Raw genomic sequence first — 23,089 nt, forward strand, 5'->3', positions numbered from 1 at the left:
GCGGTTACGGCCGAAGCGCCGACCGGGCGCAAGCACGAGACCCGCCCGAGGACGGGCCTCCCTACAAATTCAGCAGCGCCGGGTCCCCGCCCTGGGCCGCGATATTGATGCTGATGGCCTTTTCGGCGGCGTAGCGGATCAGGCTGTTGGGGCCGCCGGCCTTGGGGCCGGTGCCGCTGAGGCCCTCGCCGCCGAAGGGCTGAACCCCCACCACCGCCCCGGTCATCGAGCGGTTCACATAGACGTTTCCGGCCGGGACCAGCCGCAGCACCTCCTCGGCGAAGGCCTCGATGCGGCTATGCACGCCCAGGGTCAGGCCATAGCCCCGCGCCGCCAGCTTGCCGGCCACCGACTTCAGATCGTCCGGGTCATAGCGATAGATGTGCAGGATCGGGCCGAAGACCTCCTTTTCCAGGAAGTCCGGCGTCGGAATCTCGGCGATGGTCGGGGCGAAATAGTCGCCAGGCCGCGCGCCGGAATTGGCGCTGTCGGCCAGGTCGGCGCGGGCGATGACCTTGGCCTCCTTGTTCAGCCGCGACAGGTGCTTCTCCAGGGTGACGCGGGACTGGGGATCGATCACCGGGCCGATGTCGGTGGAGGGATCGGCCGGGTCGCCGACCACCTGGGCCGCCAGCGCGCCCTTCAGTCCCTCGATCAGCAGGTCCGCCGAATCCTCCGGCACGAACAGCACGCGCAGGGCCGAACAGCGCTGGCCCGCCGAGCCGAAGGCCGAGACGATCACATCGTCCAGCACCTGTTCCCTCAGCGCCGTGGTATCCACGAACATGCCGTTCAGACCGCCGGTCTCGGCGATGAAGGGCACGATCGGCCCCTTGCGCTCGGCCAGGCTCTTGTTGATCGCCCAGGCCGTGTCTGTGCCGCCGGTGAAGGCCACGCCGTCGATGCCCGGATGCGACACCAGGGCCGCGCCCACCGTCTCGCCGCGCCCGGGAACCAGGGCCAGCAGCTCGGGCTTCAGCCCCGCCTTGTGGAACAGCCGCACGGCCTCGGCCGCAACCAGCGGCGTCTGCTCGGCCGGCTTGGCCAGTACCGCGTTGCCGGCCGCTAGGGCCGCCGCCACCTGTCCGGTGAAGATGGCCAGGGGGAAGTTCCACGGGCTGATGCAGACGAACACGCCGCGGCCATGCAGCACCAGTTCGTTGGTCTCGCCGGTCGGACCCTTCAGCGTCTCGCGACCGGAAAAGTCTCGCTCGGCCAGCATGGCGTAGTAGCGGCAGAAATCCGCCGCCTCGCGCACCTCGGCCACCCCGTCGTTCAGGGTCTTGCCCGCCTCGCGGCTGAGCAGGGCGACGAACCGGTCCATATCGGCTTCCAGCGCATCGGCCATGGCGCGCAGGATCTGGGCGCGCGGCCCGCCCCCGGCCCGGTCCCAGGCGATCTGGGCCTTGGCGGCCAAATCGACGGCGCGGTCGATCTCATCCTTGGTGGCCTCGGACACATGGCCCAGGGTGCTGCCCCGGTCGGCCGGATTGGTCACGGCTTCGGGGTTTTCGCCGGCCTGCAGCACGCCACCGATGATCGGGCCGGAGTTCAGCCGTTCGCGATCGATAAGGTCCAGCGCGATGGCGTGGCGGTCGCGTTCGGCGGCCCGGGAATAGTCGCGGCCGAGGGAGTTCTGTCGATTGCCATACATGTCGCGCGGGACCGGAATCTTGGAGTGGGGGCCGGGGTTGGCCTCGAGGGCGGTGAAGGGATCGGCGGCCACGGCGGCGGCCGGGACACGCTCATCCAGCAGCGCGTGGACGAAGGAGGAATTGGCGCCGTTCTCGAGCAGGCGCCGCACCAGATAGGGCAGCAGCTCCTCATGGCCGCCGACGGGGGCGTAGGCCCTGACGACCAGCCGCTCGCCCTTCCACTTCTCGGCGGCGGCGTCGTACAGCGCCTCGCCCATGCCGTGCAGGCGCTGGAACTCGACCTTGACGTCCGCCGCCTTGGCCATGCGGTGCACGGCCGCCAGGGACACGGCGTTGTGGGTGGCGAACTGGCCATACAGATGCGGCGACGCTTTCAGGATGGCCTCGGCGCAGACCAGGAAGTTGACGTCGGTGGCCGCCTTGGTGGTGAACACCGGATAGTCCTCGCGGCCCATCACCTGGGCGCGCTTGATCTCGGTGTCCCAATAGGCGCCCTTCACCAGCCGCACCATGATGCGGCGGCCGGAATGACGGGCCAGGTCGGCGACGCGGGCGATCACTTCGGGCGCGCGCTTCTGATAGGCCTGGACCGCCAGGCCCAGCCCCTTCCACTCGCCTAGGTCGGGATCGTGGGCCAGGGCGTCCAGCAGTTTCAGCGAGATGACCAGCCGGTCCGCCTCCTCGGCGTCCATGCAGAAGTTCAGGTCGTGGCCCTTGGCCAGCATCGCCAGCCGCTTGATGCGGGGATAGAGCTCCTCCCACACCCGCGCCTCCTGGGTCGCTTCATATCGCGGCGTCAGGGCCGACAGCTTGACCGAGACGCCGTGGCCGGTCTGCGGCCCGGTCATGTCCGGGCGGTCCATGCGGCTGGTGCCGCCGACCATCTGGATGGCCTCGGCGTAGATCCGCTCATAGCGGGCGGCGTCGGCGTCGGTTCGGGCGCCTTCGCCCAGCATGTCGAAACTGCACAGCCAGCGATTCCGGTTGGCCCGCCTCAGCGCCGCGCCGATGTTGCGACCCACGACGAACTGCTCGCCCATCATGCGCACGGCGGCGCCCACCGCCTGACGGATCACCGGCTCGCCGACCCGGCCGGCGACACGCCGCAGGAAGCCGGGCAGGTCACGTCGTGCGTCCTCGTCAACGTCCACCACGCGGCCGGTCAGCATCAGGCCCCAGGTCGAGGCGTTGACGAAGACGCTGTCGGACTGGCCCAGGTGCTTGGCCCAGTCGGCGGACTTGATCTTCTCGGCGATCAGCTTGTCGCGGGTGTCTTCGTCGGGCGTGCGCAGCAGGGCTTCGGCCAGGCACATCAGGGCCAGACCCTCCCGGGTGCCCAGCGAGAATTCCTGCAGGAAGCTCTCGATCACCCCCTGGCGTTCATTGTCCTTCCGGGCGCGCTCGACCAGGTCGATGGCCTCCTCGACGGCAGCCTCGCGAGCGGTGCGGTCCAGGGGGATCCGATCCAGAAGTGTCTGAACCGCCGAGGTTTCGTCGGCGTACTTGCCGGCGTCCAGGGCGTCCCAGTCCTGGGAGAGGGTGACGGGCGGGCGGGCGTGAAAACTCATGGCGGCCCCTTACGCGTTCACCTCCATCGACGAAAGGGGGGCGGGCGAGACTGTCGAGCGCCCTACCCCAGCCGCGCGTCCAGCAACGCTTTCACCGCCGGCCAGTCATCTTCGGTGACCGCGAAAATCACCGTGTCGCGCACCCGCCCGGTGTGAGTCACCTTGTGCCGCCGCAACACCGCCTCCTCGACCGCGCCCAGCCGCGCCAGCGCCGCGCGGCTGCGTCCATTCAACGCATCGGTGCAGAACTCGACCCGGATGGCGCCCGCCTCAAAGGCCGCGCCCATCAGCAGCCGCTTGCAGGCCGGATTGACCAGACCGCCGCGGAATTCCGGCCGATAGAAGGTGCCGCCGATCTCCACCCGCCTGTGGGCGTCGACGATGTCGAAGAAGCCGGTCACCCCCGCGATCGCCTTGGCCGCTTTGTCGATCACCACATAGGGCAGGCGGTGGCCCAGATGGACGCTGCGCATCGCGTCGGTCCACCAGTCCTCGAAATCCTCGCCATAGGCGGAGGACACCAGAATGTCCCAGGCCTCGGGATCGACGTTCAGCGCCTCGCGCACGGCCTTCTTGCGCGACTCCCTCAGCGGCTCCAGCCGCACCTGGGCGTTCTCCAGCACCATCGGGTCCAGCTTCACGACGCGCCCTCGTCCTTCAGGAACTGCTCCACCGCCGCCGCATCAACGTCCTTGGCCACGAAGGCCTCGCCGATGCCCCGCGCCAGCACCAGGGTCAGCCGTCCGCCCTCTGCCTTCTTGTCCCCCCGCATCCGCTCGACCAGCCGCGCGGCGTCGAACCCGTCCGCCGGATCCAGCCGCGTCGGCAGCCCCGCCGCCCCGAACGCCGCCTCGGCCCGCGCCGCGGCCTCCGCCGTCGCCAGCCCCGTCCGCACCGAGAACCGGAACGCCAGGGCGCAGCCGACGGCCACCGCCTCGCCGTGGCTCAACCGCGCCTCGTCGAACGCCAGCTCGGCCTCCAGCGCATGACCGAAGGTGTGGCCCAGGTTCAGCAGGGCGCGGCGCCCCGCCTCCTTCTCGTCCTCGGCCACGATGGCCGCCTTGATCTCGACCGACCGCTCGACCGCCCGCGTCAGGGCCACGACATCGCCCCGCGCCCCGACAGCCCCCTCGCCCTCCAGCCAGGCGAAGAACTCCGCATCGCAAATCAGCCCATGCTTGATCACCTCGGCCCAACCCGAGCGCAATTGCCGCTCCGGCAGGGTCGCCAGCAGGCCGATATCGGCCACCACCAGCCGCGGCTGGTGAAACGCCCCGACCAGGTTCTTGCCGCGCGGCGTGTCGATCGCCGTCTTGCCGCCGACCGAACTGTCGACCTGCGCCAGCAGGCTGGTGGGAACCTGGACCACTCCGATCCCGCGCATCCACAGCGCCGCCGCCAGCCCGGCCAGGTCCCCGACCACCCCGCCGCCCAGGGCGACCACGCAGTCCCCACGGTCCAGCCCCAGGGCGCCGAAGCCGTCCAGAACCCGCTCCAGCTCTGCGAAGCTCTTCGACCGCTCCCCCGCCGGCACGTCGATGACTTCGGCCTTCACCCCGGCTTCGCCCAGCACCGCCGCCAGGGCCGCCCCATGCAGCCCCCACACCGTCGCGTCGGCCACGACCACGCAGCGGTCCCGTCCGATCGCCGTCTTCAGCCGCCGGCCCGCGCGCCCCAGGGCTCCCGCCCCGATGACCACCTCATAGGGCGCGAAACCGCCCGAGCCGCCGACGGTGACAATCCGGTTCCCGCTCATCGGGCCTGCTCCCGCTCATAAGCCTCCAGCGCGGCGACGATGGCCGCCACCGCCTGGCCGTGCGGCCCGGAGCCGACCTCGACCGCCAGATCGGCCTCGGCGTAGATCGGATAGCGCGCCTCGGCCAGCGCCCCCAGCACCGCCCTGGGGTCCTTGCCACGCAGCAGGGGCCGCGTGTCGCGCCGGCCGACCCGCTCGGCGATCACCTCCAGGTCGGCCTTCAGCCACACCGTGGTCGCTCGTTCCTTCAGCAGCGCCCGCGTCTCGACGTTCAGCATCGCCCCGCCGCCGGTCGCCAGCACCACGGGCGGCCCCTCCAGCAGGCGGCGGATCACCCGCGCCTCGCCCGCCCGGAACTCGGCCTCGCCCAGTTCGGCGAAGATGTCCGACACGCTGCGCCCCGCCGCCCGCTCGATCTCGTCGTCGGCGTCGACGAACGGCAGTCCCAGCCGCTGCGCCAGCCGCCGCCCCACGCTCGACTTGCCCACCCCCATCAGTCCGACCAGGGCGAGGGTTCGGCGGGCCGCGAAAGGGGGCTTGGCTTGGCGGGCGGGCGCGGACATGGTCATCGCCTTATGACCCAGGTTCGCGCGGAAATCGCGGGGAAAGCGTGGCGTTGACGCCCCAGATCGAGGCCTTTCTGGAGATGATGGCGGTGGAGCGCGACGCCTCGCCCCACACCCTCTCGGCCTACGCCCGCGACCTCGCCGACGCCGAGGCGCATCTGGACGCCGGGCTGATGACCGCCGACGCCACGGCCATCGAGGCCTGGTTCCGGGGCCTGGCCGAGCGCGGCCTGTCCCCCGCCACCCAGAGCCGCCGCCGCTCGGCGCTGCGCCAGTTCTACCGCTTCGCCCTGGGCGAGGGCTGGCGCGCCGACGACCCCTCCAGCCGCCTCGACGCCCCCCGGCGCGGCCGCTCCCTGCCCCGGGTGCTGGAGCGCGCCGAGGTCGAGCGCCTGATCGCGGCCGCCGGCGAGGGCGACAGCGCCGGCGCCCTGCGTCTGCGCACCCTGGTCGAGCTGGCCTATGCCTCGGGCCTGCGCGTGTCCGAACTGCTGTCCCTGCGCGTCGAGGCCGTGCGCCGCGACCCCGCCTTCCTGATCGTGCGCGGCAAGGGCGGCAAGGAGCGGATGGCCCCGCTCAACACCGCCGCCCGCACCGCCGTGGCCGACTGGCTGACCGCCCGCGACGCCAAACGGAACCCCGACGCCCCCGACAGCCCCTGGCTGTTCCCCTCCCATGGCAAGAAGGGCCACCTCACCCCCCGCCGCTTCGCCCAGCTGCTGGATCAGGCGGCGATCCGCGCCGGCATCGATCCGGCCCGGGTCAGCCCCCACGTCCTGCGGCACGCCTTCGCCACCCATCTGCTGGACGGCGGCGCGGACCTGCGCGTGGTCCAGACCTTCCTCGGCCACGCCGACATCTCGACCACCCAGATCTACACCCACGTCGCCGGCGACCGCCTGGCCGAGGTCGTCCACCGCCACCACCCTCTGGCCCGCCAGGATGGCGAGGCCGGCTTGCCGCCCTCCCGGCCCGCGCCTAGGAAGCCCGCATGACCGACGCGCAGAAGACCCCGCTCAAGCCCCTGCCCGACACCGGCGTCAGCCTGTCGAACAGCTCGGCTTCCGTCGCCATCTACGAATACGACGACGTGCTGGTCTTCCTGAAGCCGGGCGCCCAGATGCAGGCCGTCTTCACCGGCTCGGAAAAGCCCCCGACCTCAACCGGCACCGTCCCGGACTGGCCGAAGCTCACGCCCAAGAGCTGAGGCGCGGTCACCGCGCCGTGCTAGAGGGTCGTCATGACCCAGCCCGACGACACCGACGCGACGCCGCCCATCGCCGAACCGGCCGACGAAACCCCCGTCCAGCGCGCCCTGCGCCTGAAACAGGCCGCCATCGACGCCCGCCCCAAACCGCCCCGGGGCGGCCGTTTCCAGCGCGAACAGGCCGCCCGCATCACCACCGGCAAATCCCGCCCCTGGATGAGCAAGTAGGGCCTCAGCCCCCTCATTCCTTCCACTGGAACACCTCCTCCAGCGGCTTGCCGAACACCCGCGCGATGCGGAATGCGGCCTCCAGGCTGGGCGCGTACTTGCCGGCCTCGATGGCGGCGATGGTCTGGCGGGTGACGCCGATGCGGTCGCCCAGCTCGGCCTGGGTCATCTCGCCGTTCAGGAAACGGAGCGTCCTGACCTGATTGTCGATGGGGCCGTCAGGCATGCCAGCCCTTCCGATAGGCGCTGAGCACGGCCCAGTAGCGCACCACCTCGGCGATGACATAGGTCAGCAGCGCCGCGTGCACGATATGCCACCCCGCCTCGACGAACGGCAGATAGACGCCCGTGAACACCAGTCCGGCCATCATCACATAATAGGCGCGGCGCCCGGCGCGATTGGCGATGGCCCGGTCCCGCTCGTCCGGCTTGGCCCTGGCCTCCTTGCCCGAGGTCCTGCCGATATAGAGCCGCCCCACGCCCAGGATCACCAGTTGCAGCGCCATCGCCCCGGCATAGACCGCCAGCAGCCGCAGATTGGGCAGCCCCTCGATCGAGCCGCTATAGGCCACGGCGAAATACACCCCGAACGACACCACCAGGGCCCCCAGCATCAGCCAGGCCAGCTTCTCTCTGTAAGACACGGCGCGATCTCCATGTTTGACGCAGCTCACATGATGTGAATATTTTCTAACATTGAGTCAAGCGTGGCGAACATCGTCGTTCGCAAAGCGGCACAGCGCCGGCAGCCGGTGAGCCGTCAACCGTGTCATGCGCGGTTTAGGAACTGACGGTGCGGACGTCAGCTAAGGGTGGAAAGCGGACGTTGTCCAGGGGCGCGCCCCGGGGCACCGATGCCGCTCAGTCCCAAGTGTGACGTGCCCGCCTCTTTAGCTTCATGCGGCTTGCTTGAGCGCTTCACGACCGTGGGCAGCACGCGCCACGATCACGACGAACCCGGCGAAATCGACAGGCTTGGCGGTATAGATGTCCGCGCCGGCGGCCAGGCCGACCTGCTGATCCTCCGCCCTTATGGACGCGGACAGCATGACGATCGGGGTGTCGCTGTTCGGCCCGGCCCCATCCCGGATCCGGCGCGTGGCGGCCAGCCCGTCCAGCACGGGCATGTTCACATCCATCACGATCAAATCGAACAGCTGCACATCCGTGCAGTCGAGAGCGATTTGTCCGTTTTCAGCCGTGGAGACGGTGTGGCCGCACCCGGTGAGCGAGGTGACCAGGAGCAGGCGGTTCACGGGGTGATCCTCGACGACCAGTATCTGAAGGGCGGCGACGTCGGCCGGGGACGACTCGACGCTGGATGCGGCGTCCGGCTCATGCCAGGCGGCGACCGGGAACGTCGCCCTGAAGGTGAAGGTCGAAACCCTGTCCGGGGCAGGAGTCGATGGTGATCTCGCCTCCGAACATGTGCGCGAGGCGGCGAGAGATTGCGAGGCCCAGCCCCGTGCCGCCGGCGCGGCGGGTGCTCGAGGCATCGACCTGTGCGAACGGCAGAAACAGGCGCGCCTGGTCGGTTTCAGAAATTCCAAGCCCCGTGTCGGTCACGGCGAAGCGCACCAATACGTCGTCGGGACCAACCTGTTCGCCGACAACGGACAGCCGCACCGTGCCCTGCTCAGTGAACTTGGCGGCATTGCCCAGCAGGTTGTGGAGGATCTGGCCCGCACGCAGGGCGTCGGTGTGGAGGCAGTAGGGAATATCCCCTGCGACATCGAGCTCGAACGTGATGCCGCGCGCCTCCGTGGCGGCGCGTGCGGTGCCCGCGGCGCGCTCCCAAATGTCCGTGGTGCGCACCGATTGGGGAGAGAGCTCAAGTCGGTCAGCCTCCATCTTGGTCACGTCCAGAAGGTCGTTCAGCAGCGCCAGCAGGCCCTCGCCGCTCTTGCGAATGATCTGGACATAGCTGCTCTCCACGGGCGCAAGCGGCCGGGCCTCGAGCAGTTGCGCCGCGCCGAGGACGCCGTTCATCGGCGTCCTCAGTTCGTGCGAGATGATTCCCAGGAACTCGGATTTCGCATGATTGGCCGCCTCGGCCTGATCGCGCGCCTGTTGCAGATTGACGATCAGCTCGCGTTGCCGGACCAGCGTCGCGGCGATCTCGATGTCCTTGGTCAGCGTGACGAGAAACTTTATCAGAATGGCAAGTCCCAGGACCGGTACGACCGCCGCGAACTGCCAGAACCCGGTCTGACCCCACACACTGACGAGGATGACGCCGAGCACGATGCTGTAAGGTATCGAGATGATCAGGCCTTCGCGGGGCGCGGCGCGCAACTGCGTGAACACAAGGGTGTAGCCGGCGCACAGCAGGCCGGTCGCCAGCGGCTCGCCGTGAACCGCGCCGCTGAACCAAGCCAGCAGGGGGGCCACCGCCCACGCGATGCAAGACACGGTGGCAACCGCCAGTCGAACGTTGCGAGCGCCTTCCGACCGCGGGTCAAGGAACGATCTCAGCAGGCCCAGGGCGGTCGTCCCGAGGAACCACCCAAGGGCGATCGGCCAGGGGACGGTCGTGGCGAGCGCAAGCGCCCAGATGCTGATGATCCAGTAGCGCAGGTTCCCGGCGACCACGAGCCGAAGCAGATGGGTGACCACGGGCCCAATCGGTCTCCCGCCTATCTCAGGCTTGGCCTCGGTGTTCACAGGATATGCTCCAAGCGCATCGAACCAAGTCGAACTGACACGCGGTTCACCCATAACATTTTGAGTAATGGGGCGCGTTAGCTGATCAGATGGCCAAATACGAGGACATGTTAGCTCTCACGCAAACTAACAGAGTCTTACTGTGAAGGTTCAATAAAAATGGCGTTCAGCGTAATATTCGTAGCACTTTCGTTGCTGTGGGCCATAATCAATAACATATGTTGCTTCTTGACATAGGGAATTCAATTTTTCTGTCCGCCCTGATCCAAATAATCAAAGTTAAGCACAGAAGGACGCATCCTTCCGCGTCTTTGGGGGCGAGTGAGTTCGCGTGGCGACACGACTGCCGTCCCGGCACCAATCTGTCCGCGGAATGCCAGAGGCAATAGTGCGTAGCGAATGTCCGCTACGGGTCGGGATCGGTCTTGGCCGTCCAGGCGGAAAACGGACATTCAACCCGCCGCCCGGAACCGGACCCACTCAGGGTCGGCTCGGGCTGGATTGCCGACCTTCGGCTTTGGGGCCAGTCTCCCGGAATGAGCGACGTCCCCAAAGTGAAGCTATCGCGCTTGCGCGAGATCGGCTGGTCCTTCTGGGACCCCATCGGTTTGCGGGAACTCAGCGACGGTGAGTGGCAAGATGGAGGAGCATGCGCTGACGAATACGACGGTTATCTACTCCAAGTCGTGGGTCGATTGAGGCGCGGTGAGCCGCTTGCGGATGTGTCGGCTTACCTTGAGGACACCGAGGTCGGGCACATTGGACTGACCCGAAATCCAACGACCAGTTCTCGTGCGAGGGCGACGGTCGAGGCGATTTCCGACTACCTATCAAGCCTTCCGCCGGGCGCGTTGAAGGTGCGCTAAGGGTCGTAAGCGGTCATCAACTCCGTGCCGAAAACATGACTTCGAACGACGCCTCATGACCGCAAGCGCCGTTTCTCGCCTCCGCCATCGCGCGTAATCCTCTAACCGGCGGCGCCCGATCCCCGCCCCGCCGACCTCCCAGCCTCACCAGCGTCCAAATCTCCGACCCCCGTCCGGCAGGCCTCATGCTGGCGGCATGACCTATGCCCTCCGATACATGCCCGACAGCCCGCCGCCCGACGATCTGGCGGAGCGCAACCGCCGAAGCCGCCTGCGCTGGGAGGCGGCCAAGAAGGAGTACCTGGCCGGCGAGACCGCCCGGGTGGTCTGCGCCCGCCACGACATGCCGCTGTCGACTTTCCGCCACCGCGCCAGCGTCGAGGGCTGGCGCCGCCGCGACGCCGACGATCTCCTGTCTTCTCCCCGCGTGCGGGGAGAAACCAACCCCTCTGGACCGAAGGGACAGAGGTCGATGAGGGGCCCCACCGACCGAGCCCCCATCACAGACATCCCCCCATCGTCTCCGGTCGCCGAGGCTCCCGGAGACACTTCCCCCCACACCGTGGGGGGAAGACAGGATGACGACCCCACCTACGCCCGGCTCGCCGCCGACGCCCGGCGCCACATGGTCCGGGCCGTGCGCGCCGGCCGCCCGCTGGACGCCCAGCGCTGGCTGAAACTGACCCGCCAGTTCACCGACCTCGCCGATCAGGAAACGAAAGCCGCCGAGCAGCAGGCCATCGCCTCGGCCGAGGCCGCCGACACCGCCGCCCGCGACGCCGGCGTCCTGATCGACCTCGCCGGCCCCCTGCCCTTCGGCAAGCTCTCCGAGGACCAGCTGATCTACGCCGCCAACGCCCTCCGCCGCGCCATCGACAGCTGCGCCGCTCGCAAGCAAGCCGCTGAACGCGCGAGACAATCCGCCGAAATCCTGGACTCCCAACCCGAAAAAAGATTGGACTCTCCCCTTTCCTCCCCCGCCTGCGGGGGAGGGGGACCGCCCCCGGGTCCGAGCGAAGCTCGGCCCGAGGACAGGCTCCACGGTGGAGGGGGCGAGCCGCGCACGCCAGCGCCCGCCGCCCAGCCGCCGTCACCCTCGGGCTCGACCCGAGGGCCGGAAAAATCGCCCGCTCGTCCGCAGCCCCCCGAGCGCCGTCCTCTCCCCGGCGACGCCGAGGCGCCGCACACCCCGGCCCCCGCGCCGAGCCCTGCTGTGACGGCGGATCGCTTGCCTCCACCCCTCAACCGCGGCGTCGGCGCCTTCCGCCGGTCCGTCCCCCGCCCACCGCCGTTGGGTTAACCGCGCCCTAACGCCTGATCGGCTCTAATCGCAGGATGGCCGCCGCACCCGCCCGCCGGACGCTGCTCAGGACCACCGCGGCGCTGGGCGTCGCCGGTGCGGTCGCGCTCGCGCCCGCCACCCTGCCGGCCCAGTCGGGCGGCGGTCCGGTCGAGGTCCGGGTCGGCACCAACCCCGATTTCACCCGCGTCGAATTCGCCGGCTCGGTCGGATCGCGGGCCGCCGTGCGCCGCGAGGGCCGGACCGTCGTCGTCCGCGTCGGCGCCACCGCCGCGCCCGATGTGGCCGAGCTCAAGATCAATCCCCCGGCCGGGGTCACGGCCGTCGCCACCCGCGCCGCCCCCGGCGGGTCGGAGGTGGTCTTCACCCTGGCCGAGGGTGCCGACGCGCGCAGCGGCCGGGCCGACGGCGCCGTCTATCTGAACCTCTACGCCACCGCCGCCGACGCGCCCGACGCCGGCGCCCGCCCGGCCGCGGTCACGGTCGCCGCCGACGCCTCGGCCGACCGCGTCAGCCTGGACTTCGACTGGGACCGGCCGGTCGGCGCCGCCGTGTTCCGGCGCGGCGAGGCGGTGTGGATCGTGTTCGACGCCGCCGCGCCCGCCGCCCTGCCCTCCGGCGCCTCCCTGGGCCCCGTGACCGACGCCAAGGTCACCCGGGGCGAGGACTGGACCGCCATTCGCCTGGCCGCGCCGAAGACTTTGGCTGTGGCGGCTTCGGCCGAGGGCGGCCGCTGGCGCGTGACCCTGGCCCCCACCGCCCTCGCCGCCTCGGGCGTGCGCCTGGTCCGCGACGACGAGAGCGGCCCCACCGCCCTGGTCGCCCAGATGAGCGGCGCCGGCCGCGCCGTCTGGCTGACCGATCCGGTGATCGGCGACCGCTTCGCCGCCGTCACCGCGCTCGGCCCCGCCAAGGGCCTCGGCGCCGGTCGGCGCACCGTGGACATGGCCCTGTTGCCGACCGCACAGGGTCTGGCCGTCCAGGCCGTGGCCGACGATCTGACCGTGTCCGCCGACGGGGATCTGGTGCGTCTCGGCCGCCCGCGCGGCCTGACCCTGTCGGCCCCCTCCGCCGCGCTTGAGACGGCCGAGGCCCCCACCGACGCCCCGCGCCGCGCCGCCCTGCCCGCCCTGATCCTGACCGACTGGAGCGCGCTTCCGGCCGGGGGCTTCACCGCCCGTCACGATGCGCTTCAGGCCGCCGCCGCCGAAGAGACCATGCAGGCCCGCGAGGATCCGCGCGCGCCCATCGAAGCGCGGCTGGCGCTGGCCCGCTTCCTGGTCGGCTCGGGCCTCGGCTACGAGGCCATCGGCGTCCTGACCGCCCTGATCGAGGACAGCCCGGCCATGGCCGGCGAGGCCGAGGTGCGCGGCCTGCGTGGCGCCGCCCGCGTCGCCATCGGCCGCCTGGCCGAGTCCGAGACCGACTTCGCCAACGCCAGCCTGTCGGGCGACCCTTCGGCCAAGGTCTGGCAGGGCCATATCGCCGCCCAGCAGGGCGACTGGGCCGCCGCGCGTCAGGCCTTCGCCGCCGGCGCCCGCGCCGTGGACCAGTTCCCCGCCGCCTGGCGCGCCCGGTTCGCTGCGTCCCACGCCCTGGCCGCGCTGGAGACCGGTGACCTGGCCGCGGCTCATTCCCTGCTGGCCTACGCCTTCGCCCAGGACGCCCCGGCCCCGGACCAGCTGGCCGCCCGCCTGGTCCAGGCCCGACTGTTCGAGCTGGAGGGTCAGGGCGACCGGGCCCTGGCCGTCTTCGCCGCCGTGGCTCGCGCCCCGCTGGACGGCATCGCCACCCCGGCCAAGCTGGGCCAGACGCGGCTGGAGCTGGCCCGAAACGCCATCAAGCCCGAGGAGGCCGCCGCCCGGCTGGAGCCGCTGCGCTGGCGCTGGCGCGGCGACGCCACCGAACTGGCCGTGATCCGCACCCTGGGCGACATCTATCTGTCCCAGGGCCGCTATCGAGAGGCGCTGGAGGCGTTGCGCGGCGCCGGCCGTCGCCTTCCCGACCTGCCCGAGGCGGTCGAGCTGCAGAACGACCTCGCGGCCGCCTTCCGCGCCCTGTTCCTGGAGGGCGGCGTCGACGGGCTGGAGCCGGTCCAGGCGCTGGCCCTGTTCTACGACTTCCGCGAGCTGACGCCCGTGGGCGCCGAGGGCGACGACATGGTGCGGCGTCTGGCCCGCCGCCTGATCGACGTCGACCTCCTGACCCCCGCCGCCGAACTGCTGCAACACCAGGTCGACAACCGCCTGGACGGCGTGGCCAAGGCCCAGGTCGCCACCGATCTGGCCGGCGTCTATCTGATGAACCGCCAGCCCGAGCAGGCGCTGCAGACCATCTGGGCGACCCGCACCACCCTCCTGCCTACCGCCCTGAACAGTGAGCGTCGCGCGCTCGAGGCCCGCGCCCTGGCGGATCTCGGCCGCTTCGATCACGCGCTGGAGCTGCTGGAGGCGGACAACTCCACGGCCGCCACCGCCGTGCGCGCCGACGTCCGCTGGCGGCGCCAGGACTGGGCCGAGGCCGCCGCCCTCTATGAACGCCTGCTGGCCGGTCGCGAGGGCGGAGCGCTGACGCCGGAGGAGGAGAGCCGCCTGATCCGCGCCGGCGTCGGCTACACCCTGGCCCGCGATCCCAGCGGCGTGGCGCGGCTGTCGGGCCGCTATGGCGATCTGATCGAGGGGGCCCGATCGGCGCCGGCCCTGCGCATCGCGCTCGACACCGGCGGCGAGGTCTCGGTCGCCGATCTGCAACAGGTCACCGCCCGGGCCGACACCTTCACCGGGTGGGTCGCGGCCCAGAAGGCGGCCTGGCGCGAAAAGACCGGCGCGAGCGCTGAGCCCGGCCGGTCCTCGGATACCCGTCAGGCGGCGGCTGAAACCAGCGCGGCCGCCTGATGATCAGGATCGCTTAGCCGTTGACGGCGTCTTTCAGGGGCTTGGACACGCGGAAGCGGACCGCCTTGGAAGCCGGAATCTTGATGGTGGCGCCGGTGGCCGGGTTGCGGCCTTCGCGGGCGGCGCGGTCGGCGGTGTCGAACACGCCCAGGTTCGAGATGCGCACGTCGCCGCCGGACTTTAGCGAGGCGTGAATGGACTTCACCAGCGAGTCGAGAACGCGGCCCGTGTCGGCTTGCGACACACCGGAGGCCTTGGCGACGGCGGCGATGAGTTCGGCTTGGGTCATGGTCGTTTCCAGTAGCGTCGCCGTCCCCGGCGATCAGGTTGCGTTTCCAGCCCGCCAGGCGCGGCGCCGAGGGCGAAACCTCGACTCGCCGGCGAGCGGACGCCCGATATTCCGCCGAAATCGCCGCGTGGCAAGGGTCCGGGCCGAATTGGGGCGCATTTCAGGCGTGGTCAGCCCGTCCCCGCCCCTCGTTGGAAGCTCTCGACCAGCGATCCCGCCACCAGCCGCCAGCCGTCGACCAGCACGAAAAAGATCAGCTTAAACGGGAGGCTGACGATCACCGGCGGCAGCATCATCATGCCCATGCTCATCAGCACCGAGGCCACCACCAGGTCGATCACCAGGAAGGGGACGAACAGCAGGAAGCCGATCTCGAAGGCCCGTTTCAGCTCCGAGATCATAAACGCCGGGGTCACCACGCGAAGCGGCAGATCCTGGGCGCTCTCGGGAACCTCGACGTTGGACAGGCGGGTGAACAGGGCCAGATCGTCCTGATCCACCTGGCCCAGCATGAAGGTCTTGACCGGCTCGGAGGCGGCGTCGAACGCCTGCGGCAGCTCCATCTGCTGATCCATCAGCGGCCGGATGCCGCTGTCGTAGGCGTCCTGCCAGGTCGGGGCCATGACGATGGCGGACAGGAACAGGGCCAGGGATACAAGCACGGCGTTGGGCGGCGACTGCTGAAGCCCCAGGGCGGTCCTGAGCAGGCTCAGCACCACCACGATGCGCACGAAGCTGGTGGTCATGATCACGATCGACGGCGCCAGCGACAGCACGGTCACCAGCCCCACCAGCTGCACCACCCGCTCGGTCAGGCCCGCCCCGGTGCCGAGATCGACATTGATCGCCGATCCGCCGGACTGCGCCACCTCCTGCGCCAGGGCGCCCAGCGGCCAGATCAGGCACAGGGCCGTGACGATCAGCGACAGCAGGGCGGCGCGCTTGAGCTCGGCGCGGGTGGGGAGCGCCAGCATGCTCACGGCTTGCCGTCCCCGCGCGGCTCGATCAGCTCTTTGCCTTCGCCCAGCAGGATCAGCCGCTCCTCGGCGTCGACCCGAACCAGCACCAGACGGCGGGCCGGGTCGAGCACCAGGGTCTCGACCACCTGCATGCGGCGCTCGCCCTTGTGGGCGCTCATCCTGGCCATCAGCTGGGGCAGGTAACGGCGCGACGCCCAGGCGGCCAGGCCGATCAGGCCCAGGGTGATCGCCAGGCTCAGCACGCCGCGCAACAGGTCCAGAAAGGTCATCGCCGCCCCGGTCGGCGCGACCCTCGCGGTCGACGCCCTCGACCCTCCATCGACCGAACGTGGTTAACGGCGGGTTAGGGGAAACCCATTCTTAACCATACAGGCGGCAGTTTCTGCCGGGGCGCCACGTCGGGCGACCTGTGCGGGGACATCCATGTCCATCACCGATCTGCCGATCTTCGACCAGATTCGCGGCCGCCTGACCTGGCTGGGTGAGCGCCAGCGGGTCATCGCCCAGAACGTCGCCAACGCCGATACGCCCGGCTACGGCGCGCGTGACATCGCCGCCCCGTCCGATTTCGCCCAGGCGCTGCGCATGACCTCGTCCGGCGTCTCGCTGGCTCGCACCAGCGCCGCCCACATCCCGGCCCAGTCGGCCTCCGCCCCGCGCATGGCCAATCAGGCCGCGCCGGATTCCGAGACCACCCTCGACGGCAACTCGGTCGTGGTCGAGGAGCAGATGCTGAAGATGGCCGAAAGCCGCATGGCCCACGACGCCGCCATCGGCCTGTATCAGAAGTCGCTGGCCATGATCCGCCTGGCCGCCAAGCCGCCCGGCCGCTGACCTTAGGAGACGCCGATGCCCGATCCCGTCGCGCCCAACAATCCGACCATGGCGGTCGCCGCCTCGGCCCTGCGCGCTCAGCAGTCGCGTATGCGGGTCATCGCCGAGAACATCGCCAACGCCAACTCGACCGCCCGCACGCCCGGCGGCGAACCCTATCGGCGCCAGACCCCGGTGTTCGAGACCGCCAACGTCGCCGGCGCCACCGGTGTCGTCCTGGCCGAGGTCCGGCCGGACATGAAGGACTTCAAGAAGGAGTACGACCCCTCGCACCCGGCCGCCGACGCCGACGGCTATGTGCTGCGCCCCAATGTCGAGACCCTGGTCGAATCCATGGACATGCGCGAGGCCCAGCGCGCCTACGAGGCCAATCTGAACGTGATCGAGACGGCCCGGGCCATGGAGACCCGCACCCTCGACCTGCTGAAGCGCTGAGGAGCTAGGCCATGAACCCCTTGATGGCGGCCAAAGCCTATCAGGCGATCCAGGGCGGCGCCCTGCCGACCGGCGCCGCGACGCCCACAGCCGCGCCCGGCTTTGGCGAGATCCTTTCCGGCGTGATGGACCAGACCACGGCCGCCACCCGCGCCGCCGAGACCCAGATGACCGCCCAGATCCAGGGCCGTGGCGAGCTGATCGACGTGGTCACCGCCGTGGCCTCGGCCGAGGCCTCGCTGGAAACCGTCATGGCCGTCCGCGACCAGGTCATCTCCGCCTATCAGGAGATCATGCGCATGCCGATCTGATCGGCGAGACTCCCCAATCCCGGTTACGCCAGTCGGAACCTTGGCCATGGCGCGGCGTTTCGGCGCGGGCTGGGTCGGGAACAAACAAGGGATTCTCTCATGCGCAAGAATATCATCCTCGTCGCCGTCAGCGGCGCCGCCATGCTGGCCGCCGCCTGCACCACGACCGATCCCTACCGCTCGGACGCGCCGCGCAACAACACCGTCCGGGGCGGCATCATCGGCGCCATCGGCGGCGCGGCCCTGGGCTATCTGACCAACACCAACAACTCCGAGGAAGGCCGCAAGAACGCCCTGATCGGCGCCGGCATCGGCGCCTTGGGCGGCGCGGCCGTCGGCCAGTACATGGACCGCCAGCAGCGCGCCATGGAGGCCGAACTGTCGGGTTCGGGCGTCGGCGTTGCGCGCCAGGGCGACAATCTGGTCCTGCGCATGCCGTCGGACGTGACCTTCGCCACCAACCAGTCGAACATCGATCCCCGCTTCCTGTCGACCCTGGATGACGTGGCGGGCATTCTTCAGGAATATGATCGCTCGGTCGTCGATGTCATCGGCCACACCGATTCGACCGGCGGCGACGCCATCAACCAGCCGCTGTCCGAGCGTCGGGCGCTGTCGGTGGCCGATTATCTGATCAGCCGCGGCGTGCTGCGCGACCGCCTGTACGTGGCCGGCAATTCCAGCCGCAATCCGGTGGCCAGCAACGACAGCCCGGACGGTCGCGCCCAGAACCGGCGCGTCGAAATCCTGATCCGGCCGCTGACCGCCTGACACGTGTCAGACCACGATCGTTCGGTCGAGGGAGCCTCGCTTCCTTAGCCGAGAGACAGGAGGGCGGCGTCCACGCGGGCGCCGCCCTCTTCACATCCGGGCGAGACCGCTTGCGCACGATCGCCAAACCATGTCCTGTCACCCTTCGCAGCGGGACGAGACATGGGACAGCGTGATCAGGACGACGTTCGCGAAACCGACGAGTTGCGTCGGGCGGTCGGCCTGATCGGCGTCGCCGCCCTGTTCGCGGTGATCACCGGGGTCGCCGTCGTCGGCCTCGGTTCGCGCGCGCTGGAGGCCGCGACGCCAGACCGCCCCGTGATCCTGGTGGCGAACCGCTAGAGACTGCCCGCCGCCCTCTCCTCGACCGGCAGACCCAGGGCCTCCAGCTGCGGACGCACGACCGAGGCGTCGCCGACCACCACCCAGACGAACTCGCCCTGGCCCAGAAGACGCCGCGCCTCGGCGTCCAGCTGTTGCGGCGTCAACTCGGCGTAGCGCGGGCCCAGCGTCTCCCAGTAATCGTCCGGCCGGTCGAAGAGGGCGTTGGAGCGTAGCGCGTTCAACACCGCCGCCGAGCTCTCGAACTGACCCGGAATCTGGCGAATATTGGCGTTGACGATGCGTTCGCGTTCCGCCGCCGTGACGCCCCGGTCGCTCAGGAAGCCGGCGTACTGGTCCATCAGCACCTGGATCGATTCGCCCGTACGATCGGCCTGGACCGGCGCCTGGATCTGGTAATGCACCTGATGCTCCAGGTTCTGTGCCGCTCCGCCCAGACCGTAGGACCAGCCCCGCGTCTCGCGGATGTCCTGATTGATGCGGGACAGGAAGCCCGAGCCGATCGCCTCATTGGCGGCGTTGAACACCACCCGATCCTCGGCGCCCGTGACCGGCAGCACCAGCCCCCCCAGGATCAACGATTGCGGCGACTGCGGCCGGTCGATCAGCACCACGCGCGGCGCGGTCTCGGGGATGGCGGCGTCGAAAGCCTTGGTCCCCTTGGACGCGTTCGGGGTCGCCCAGGCGCCGAAACGGGCGTTCAGCAGCGGGACCAATTCGGCCAGCGGCCGGTCAGAAACCACGAACAGCTGGGCATTGTCGGGACGGATCCATGCCTGGTGGAAGGCCGTCAGGTCGTCTCGATCCAGCGCCGAAACCGCCTCGGTCCGTCCCAGTCCCAGGCCCAGCCGGCCGTAGGGATGCTGGTCCCCAAACAGCACCGCCGGCAGGGCCCGGCCGCCCAGGCCATTGGGCGACGCGAGCTCCTGGGCGATCAGCGCAAGCTGCTGATTGCGGCGGCGCGTCAGATCAGCCTCGCGGAAGGCCGGATCGCGGACCACATCCAGCATCAGGTCCAGCGCCGGCTCCAGATTGGCGCTGACGGTGGTCAGGCCCACGACCGTGCGGTCGGTGGTGGCGAAGGCGTTGATCGAGGCCCCCAGCCGCTCTTCCTGCTCGGCGATCTGGACGGCGGTCAGCTCGTCCGTGCCCTCGGTCAGCAGGTCCAGCATCAGCCGCTGGCTTCCCGGAGCGTCGGCCGGATCGGCGGCCGTGCCCGCGTCGAACTCCAGCGCCAGCCGGGTGGTCGGCACGGTTGTCGAGCGGGCGTAGATCACCTCCAGGCCGTTGGCCAGGCGCGCGCGCTCGACGTCGGGGAAGTCCAGTGGCTTCATCTCGCCGACGGCCGGGATGGGCTCGCGGGGCGTGACCGGCAAGGCCTCCGCTTCGGCCGGCGGCGGGCGGGTGGCGGCCGCTTCCTGATAGGGCTCGCGCTCACCCGGATCGATGCGCACGGCCACAACCGGCCGCGTCAGCCAGGTCTGCATGGCCGCCTGGACCGAGGCCGGGGTGACCCCGCCCAGATTCTGAAGATGGGTGCGATAGAAGCCCGGATCGTCCGAATAGAGCTCGCCTTCCGCCAGAACCACCGACTTGCCTTCGAACCCACCGACGGGCTCCAGCGCCTGGATGGTCTGGGAGATGTCGGTCGTCACGGTCCGGGCGATCTCGTCCTCGCTGGGCCCGGAGGCGACATAGTCGGCGATCAGCTGGTCCAGCCGCCGCGACACGGCGTCGGCGTCCTCGCCCGGCTTGACGTCGATCGAGACGCTGAACAGGCCCAGGCGGTGGAACGGCTGATAGCTGGCCGAGACGCTGGTGGCCGTCTGGTCGCCGCGTACAAGTTCATTGTCCAGCCGCGAACTGGCCAGGCCGCCCAGCACCGAGGCGCCCACCTGCAGCGCGGCGGAGGCGTCGTCGCGCAGGCCGGGGACCGCCCAGGTGCGGGTCAGGCGCGTGTTCGGCACCCGGTCGTGCATCACCCGGTCGATGCGGACCGGCAGGGTCGGGATGTCGGCCTCGGCCGGCGTGTTCTGGGCGCCGCGCGGAATATGGCCGAACCAGCGCTCGACCTTCTGGCGCGCCGTGGCCGCGTCGATGTCTCCGGCCAGGACCAGCACGGCGTTGTTCGGCCCGTAGTTGTCCCGGTGCCACTGGCGCAGATCCTCCAGACTGGCCGCGTCCAGGTCGGCCATCGAGCCGATGGTCGAGTGGCGGTACGGATGGCCTTCGGGAAACAGCGCCTCGCTGATCTCGTAGAAGACCAGGCCGTAGGGCTGGTTGTCGCGCTGACGCTTCTCGTTCTGGACGACGCCGCGCTGATTATCGAGCCGCTCCTGATTGAGTGCGCCCAGCAGGTGCCCCATCCGATCGCTCTCCATGTAGAGCGCCTGATCGAGGGCCGAGGTCGGCACGGTCTGGAAGAAGTTGGTGCGGTCGTACCAGGTGGTGCCGTTCCAGTCGGTGGCCCCCATGGCGCGCAGCGGCTCCATCAGGCCGCCCGGCAGGTTCTCGGTCGGATTGAACAGGCCGATGTGTTCGAACAGGTGAGCGAAGCCGGTGCGCCCCCGGGGCTCGTCCTTGGAGCCGACATTGTACCAGGCCTGGACCGCCACCACCGGCGCCTTACGGTCGGTGTGGACGACGACGCGCAGGCCGTTGTCCAGGGTGAACTCCTCGAACGGGATGTCGACGCTGCGGGCCAGTTCGGCCGGCGGAACCTGGGCGGCGACCGGCACGGCCCCCGCCGCCAGCACCAGCGCCACCAGCGCGACGACGGACCTGGAACGCGTCATGACCGAACCCTCCCCAATAAACAGCGTTGCGGACGCTATCAGCGGCGCGGGCGCGGGCAAGTTACGCTTCGGTCACGAACCGCCGGTCGCCCGGAATCCATCGTCCGGATCAGGAGGAAATCTCGGCCAAGTCGTGGCCCCGTCACGAAAAAACCGCTTTACATGACGGAGGCGTGACCCTATCTCCCCCGCTCCGGCGGACCCCGTGGTCTAACCGTTATGCGCTGCTAACGCCGGTCTGGGTTTAACAGTCAACAGGGGGTTACGTGAATTGCGCACGTACCATCTTCCCCTGGACCTGGTCCGTGAGCGGCCTCCTGAACGTCCCGTCGCCCTGGTGCGACCGCGTTCGGTTTCCGTAGCGGCGCGCTGGTTCCAGGACAATCTGAAGGCTGATGTCTTTTACGCGGTGAAGGCGAACCCTTCCGCCTGGGTCATCCAGACCCTGGTGGACGCCGGCGTCACCGCCTTCGACGTGGCCTCCCTCGCCGAGATCGAACTGGTGCGTTCGGTCAGCGCCGACGCGCGCCTGGCCTTCATGCATCCGGTCAAGAGCCGCCAGGCGATCACCCGGGCCTATTTCGAGCACGGCGTCCGCACCTTCTCACTCGACAGCCACGATGAGCTGCAGAAGATCCTCGACGCCACCGGCAACGCCCGCGATCTGAACCTGATCGTGCGCATGGCCGTGTCGGCCGACGGCGCGGCCTATACTCTGTCGGGCAAGTTCGGCGTCTCGCCGGACGCGGCTCCGGCGCTGCTGCTCGCCGTCCGGCGCGCGGTTCAGGACGGGCTGATGGGCGTGTCGTTCCACGTCGGCAGCCAGTGCATGCGCCCGACCGCCTATCAGGCGGCGATGGCCCAGGTCGGCCGCTCGATTTCGCGCGCCGGCGTGATCGTCGACATCGTCGATGTCGGCGGCGGCTTCCCCTCGGTCTATCCGGGCATGGTCCCGCCGGACATGCAGGAGTACGCCGACGCCATCCATCGCGGCTTCAACGAAATGCCGGTGTCGGAAACCACCGAGCTGTGGTGCGAGCCCGGTCGCGCCCTGGTAGCCGAGAGCTCGTCGATCCTGTGCCGCGTCGATCTGCGCAAGGGCGACGCCCTGTATCTGAACGACGGCAGCTATGGCTCGCTGTTCGACGCGACACACTCGCGCTGGCCCTTCCCGGTCAAGCTGGTGCGCGACGGCGAGGCGGCGGACGATCTGCGCCCGTTCCAGTTCTATGGCCCGACCTGCGATTCCATCGACCACATGCCCGGCCCCTTCTATCTGCCGGCCGATATCCGTGAGGGCGACTTCATCGAAATCGGCATGCTGGGCGCCTATGGCGTGGCCATGACCACCGGTTTCAACGGCTATGGCGAGCACGACATCGCCGTGATGGAAGACGCCCCGATGGCCTCGCTCTATGGCCTCGCGCCCCGCTCCATCCCGACCGTGCGCACCACGGCCGAGGAGCAGGCGCGGAAAGTGGTTCGCCTCTCTCGTCCCAAGGGCAAGGCCGGGCAGCGGCGGCGCAAGCGTTGATCCGTCGCCAACCCTTCGCGGGGTTGGCGCATTATAGTTGGCAGCGGCCCGTCGCTCCGTCCGGGCCGCTGCACTTCATTTGACGACGGGCGCT

23 protein-coding genes are annotated in these 23,089 nt (G+C 69.7%); 11 read left to right on the forward strand and 12 right to left on the reverse strand.

Features of this window, described 5'->3' with window-relative positions; all coding sequences use genetic code 11:
- Nucleotides 1-61 precede the first annotated feature (61 nt).
- From putA to EES48_RS12595, 4 genes are all read right to left on the reverse strand, one after another.
- Nucleotides 62-3,223 carry a bifunctional proline dehydrogenase/L-glutamate gamma-semialdehyde dehydrogenase PutA gene (gene putA, locus EES48_RS12580; protein ID WP_122467716.1) on the reverse strand — a complete coding sequence of 1,054 codons (3,162 nt, stop codon included), beginning with the start codon at nt 3,221-3,223 and terminating at the stop codon, nt 62-64.
- A gap of 62 nt (nt 3,224-3,285) precedes the next feature.
- Complete coding sequence (locus EES48_RS12585; protein WP_122467719.1) at nt 3,286-3,864, reverse strand: GNAT family N-acetyltransferase; 579 nt, start codon at nt 3,862-3,864, stop codon at nt 3,286-3,288.
- Nucleotides 3,861-4,979, reverse strand: coding sequence for a 3-dehydroquinate synthase (aroB, locus tag EES48_RS12590; protein WP_122467722.1), 1,119 nt, complete (start codon nt 4,977-4,979; stop codon nt 3,861-3,863). Before aroB ends, EES48_RS12585 begins: the two co-directional genes overlap by 4 nt.
- Nucleotides 4,976-5,542: a shikimate kinase gene (locus tag EES48_RS12595; protein ID WP_122468235.1), complete on the reverse strand. Its 567-nt coding sequence runs from the start codon at nt 5,540-5,542 to the stop codon at nt 4,976-4,978. Before EES48_RS12595 ends, aroB begins: the two co-directional genes overlap by 4 nt.
- A gap of 53 nt (nt 5,543-5,595) precedes the next feature.
- Between EES48_RS12595 and EES48_RS12600 the strand changes: the two genes are divergently transcribed.
- From EES48_RS12600 to EES48_RS12610, 3 genes are read left to right on the forward strand one after another with little or no spacing between them, the layout of a single operon-like run.
- Entirely contained in the window at nt 5,596-6,540 is a 945-nt protein-coding gene (locus tag EES48_RS12600; protein ID WP_122467725.1) for a site-specific tyrosine recombinase XerD, read from the forward strand.
- A complete protein-coding gene (locus tag EES48_RS12605) occupies nt 6,537-6,752 on the forward strand; it encodes a hypothetical protein (protein ID WP_122467728.1) in 216 nt (71 codons plus the stop codon). The genes EES48_RS12600 and EES48_RS12605 overlap by 4 nt, the downstream gene beginning before the upstream one ends.
- Nucleotides 6,753-6,785: 33 nt before the next feature.
- A complete protein-coding gene (locus EES48_RS12610) occupies nt 6,786-6,980 on the forward strand; it encodes a hypothetical protein (RefSeq protein WP_122467731.1) in 195 nt (64 codons plus the stop codon).
- A gap of 13 nt (nt 6,981-6,993) precedes the next feature.
- On the opposite strand, the gene EES48_RS12615 is transcribed toward EES48_RS12610, so the two are convergent.
- From EES48_RS12615 to EES48_RS12630, 4 genes are all read right to left on the reverse strand, one after another.
- Entirely contained in the window at nt 6,994-7,206 is a 213-nt protein-coding gene (locus EES48_RS12615) for a helix-turn-helix transcriptional regulator (protein ID WP_122467734.1), read from the reverse strand.
- Entirely contained in the window at nt 7,199-7,624 is a 426-nt protein-coding gene (locus tag EES48_RS12620) for a DUF2178 domain-containing protein (RefSeq protein WP_162998152.1), read from the reverse strand. The genes EES48_RS12615 and EES48_RS12620 overlap by 8 nt, the downstream gene beginning before the upstream one ends.
- 252 nt (nt 7,625-7,876) lie before the next feature.
- Entirely contained in the window at nt 7,877-8,260 is a 384-nt protein-coding gene (locus EES48_RS14910) for a response regulator (protein WP_276309638.1), read from the reverse strand.
- 55 nt (nt 8,261-8,315) lie between these two features.
- Nucleotides 8,316-9,596 (reverse strand): ATP-binding protein, encoded by a 1,281-nt coding sequence (locus EES48_RS12630; RefSeq protein ID WP_162998154.1) that lies wholly within the window; start codon nt 9,594-9,596, stop codon nt 8,316-8,318.
- Nucleotides 9,597-10,706: 1,110 nt separating this feature from the next.
- Between EES48_RS12630 and EES48_RS12640 the strand changes: the two genes are divergently transcribed.
- Together EES48_RS12640 and EES48_RS12645 are read left to right on the forward strand one after the other, a co-directional pair.
- Nucleotides 10,707-11,810, forward strand: a complete 1,104-nt coding sequence (locus EES48_RS12640) for a hypothetical protein (RefSeq protein WP_122467748.1) — start codon at nt 10,707-10,709, stop codon at nt 11,808-11,810.
- A 35-nt stretch (nt 11,811-11,845) separates the two neighbouring features.
- On the forward strand, nt 11,846-14,704 hold the full coding sequence (locus EES48_RS12645) for a hypothetical protein (protein ID WP_205679473.1): 2,859 nt from the start codon (nt 11,846-11,848) through the stop codon (nt 14,702-14,704).
- A gap of 13 nt (nt 14,705-14,717) precedes the next feature.
- Here the strand turns inward: EES48_RS12645 and EES48_RS12650 are convergent, their stop codons facing one another.
- The 3 genes from EES48_RS12650 to EES48_RS12660 form a co-directional block, all read right to left on the reverse strand.
- Nucleotides 14,718-14,993, reverse strand: coding sequence for an HU family DNA-binding protein (locus EES48_RS12650; RefSeq protein WP_122467751.1), 276 nt, complete (start codon nt 14,991-14,993; stop codon nt 14,718-14,720).
- 170 nt (nt 14,994-15,163) lie between these two features.
- Nucleotides 15,164-15,967 carry a flagellar type III secretion system pore protein FliP gene (gene fliP / locus EES48_RS12655; protein ID WP_122467754.1) on the reverse strand — a complete coding sequence of 268 codons (804 nt, stop codon included), beginning with the start codon at nt 15,965-15,967 and terminating at the stop codon, nt 15,164-15,166.
- A 2-nt stretch (nt 15,968-15,969) separates the two neighbouring features.
- On the reverse strand, nt 15,970-16,242 hold the full coding sequence (locus tag EES48_RS12660) for a flagellar biosynthetic protein FliO (RefSeq protein WP_122467757.1): 273 nt from the start codon (nt 16,240-16,242) through the stop codon (nt 15,970-15,972).
- A gap of 154 nt (nt 16,243-16,396) precedes the next feature.
- Between EES48_RS12660 and flgB the strand changes: the two genes are divergently transcribed.
- The 5 genes from flgB (at nt 16,397) to EES48_RS12685 (ending at nt 18,666) form a co-directional block, all read left to right on the forward strand.
- Nucleotides 16,397-16,807, forward strand: a complete 411-nt coding sequence (gene flgB / locus EES48_RS12665; RefSeq protein ID WP_122467760.1) for a flagellar basal body rod protein FlgB — start codon at nt 16,397-16,399, stop codon at nt 16,805-16,807.
- A 15-nt stretch (nt 16,808-16,822) separates the two neighbouring features.
- Complete coding sequence (flgC, locus tag EES48_RS12670; RefSeq protein WP_205679474.1) at nt 16,823-17,242, forward strand: flagellar basal body rod protein FlgC; 420 nt, start codon at nt 16,823-16,825, stop codon at nt 17,240-17,242.
- A gap of 11 nt (nt 17,243-17,253) precedes the next feature.
- The gene (gene fliE / locus EES48_RS12675) at nt 17,254-17,553 is read left to right on the forward strand and encodes a flagellar hook-basal body complex protein FliE (protein ID WP_122467763.1); all 300 of its coding nucleotides are present in this window, start codon (nt 17,254-17,256) and stop codon (nt 17,551-17,553) included.
- 99 nt (nt 17,554-17,652) lie between these two features.
- Nucleotides 17,653-18,324, forward strand: coding sequence for a YiaD family glycine zipper/OmpA-like lipoprotein (locus EES48_RS12680; protein ID WP_122467766.1), 672 nt, complete (start codon nt 17,653-17,655; stop codon nt 18,322-18,324).
- A gap of 162 nt (nt 18,325-18,486) precedes the next feature.
- Nucleotides 18,487-18,666: a hypothetical protein gene (locus EES48_RS12685; protein ID WP_122467769.1), complete on the forward strand. Its 180-nt coding sequence runs from the start codon at nt 18,487-18,489 to the stop codon at nt 18,664-18,666.
- On the opposite strand, the gene EES48_RS12690 is transcribed toward EES48_RS12685, so the two are convergent.
- A complete protein-coding gene (locus EES48_RS12690; protein WP_122467773.1) occupies nt 18,663-21,461 on the reverse strand; it encodes a M16 family metallopeptidase in 2,799 nt (932 codons plus the stop codon). The two genes, EES48_RS12685 and EES48_RS12690, sit on opposite strands and share 4 nt — an antisense overlap.
- A 271-nt stretch (nt 21,462-21,732) precedes the next feature.
- Here EES48_RS12690 and EES48_RS12695 point away from each other — a divergent pair, with 271 nt between their 5' ends.
- Nucleotides 21,733-22,995 carry a type III PLP-dependent enzyme gene (locus EES48_RS12695; RefSeq protein WP_122467777.1) on the forward strand — a complete coding sequence of 421 codons (1,263 nt, stop codon included), beginning with the start codon at nt 21,733-21,735 and terminating at the stop codon, nt 22,993-22,995.
- Nucleotides 22,996-23,089 lie beyond the last annotated feature (94 nt).

Source organism: Brevundimonas lutea, from assembly GCF_003704105.1.
GTDB classification, from domain to species: Bacteria; Pseudomonadota; Alphaproteobacteria; order Caulobacterales; family Caulobacteraceae; genus Brevundimonas; species Brevundimonas lutea.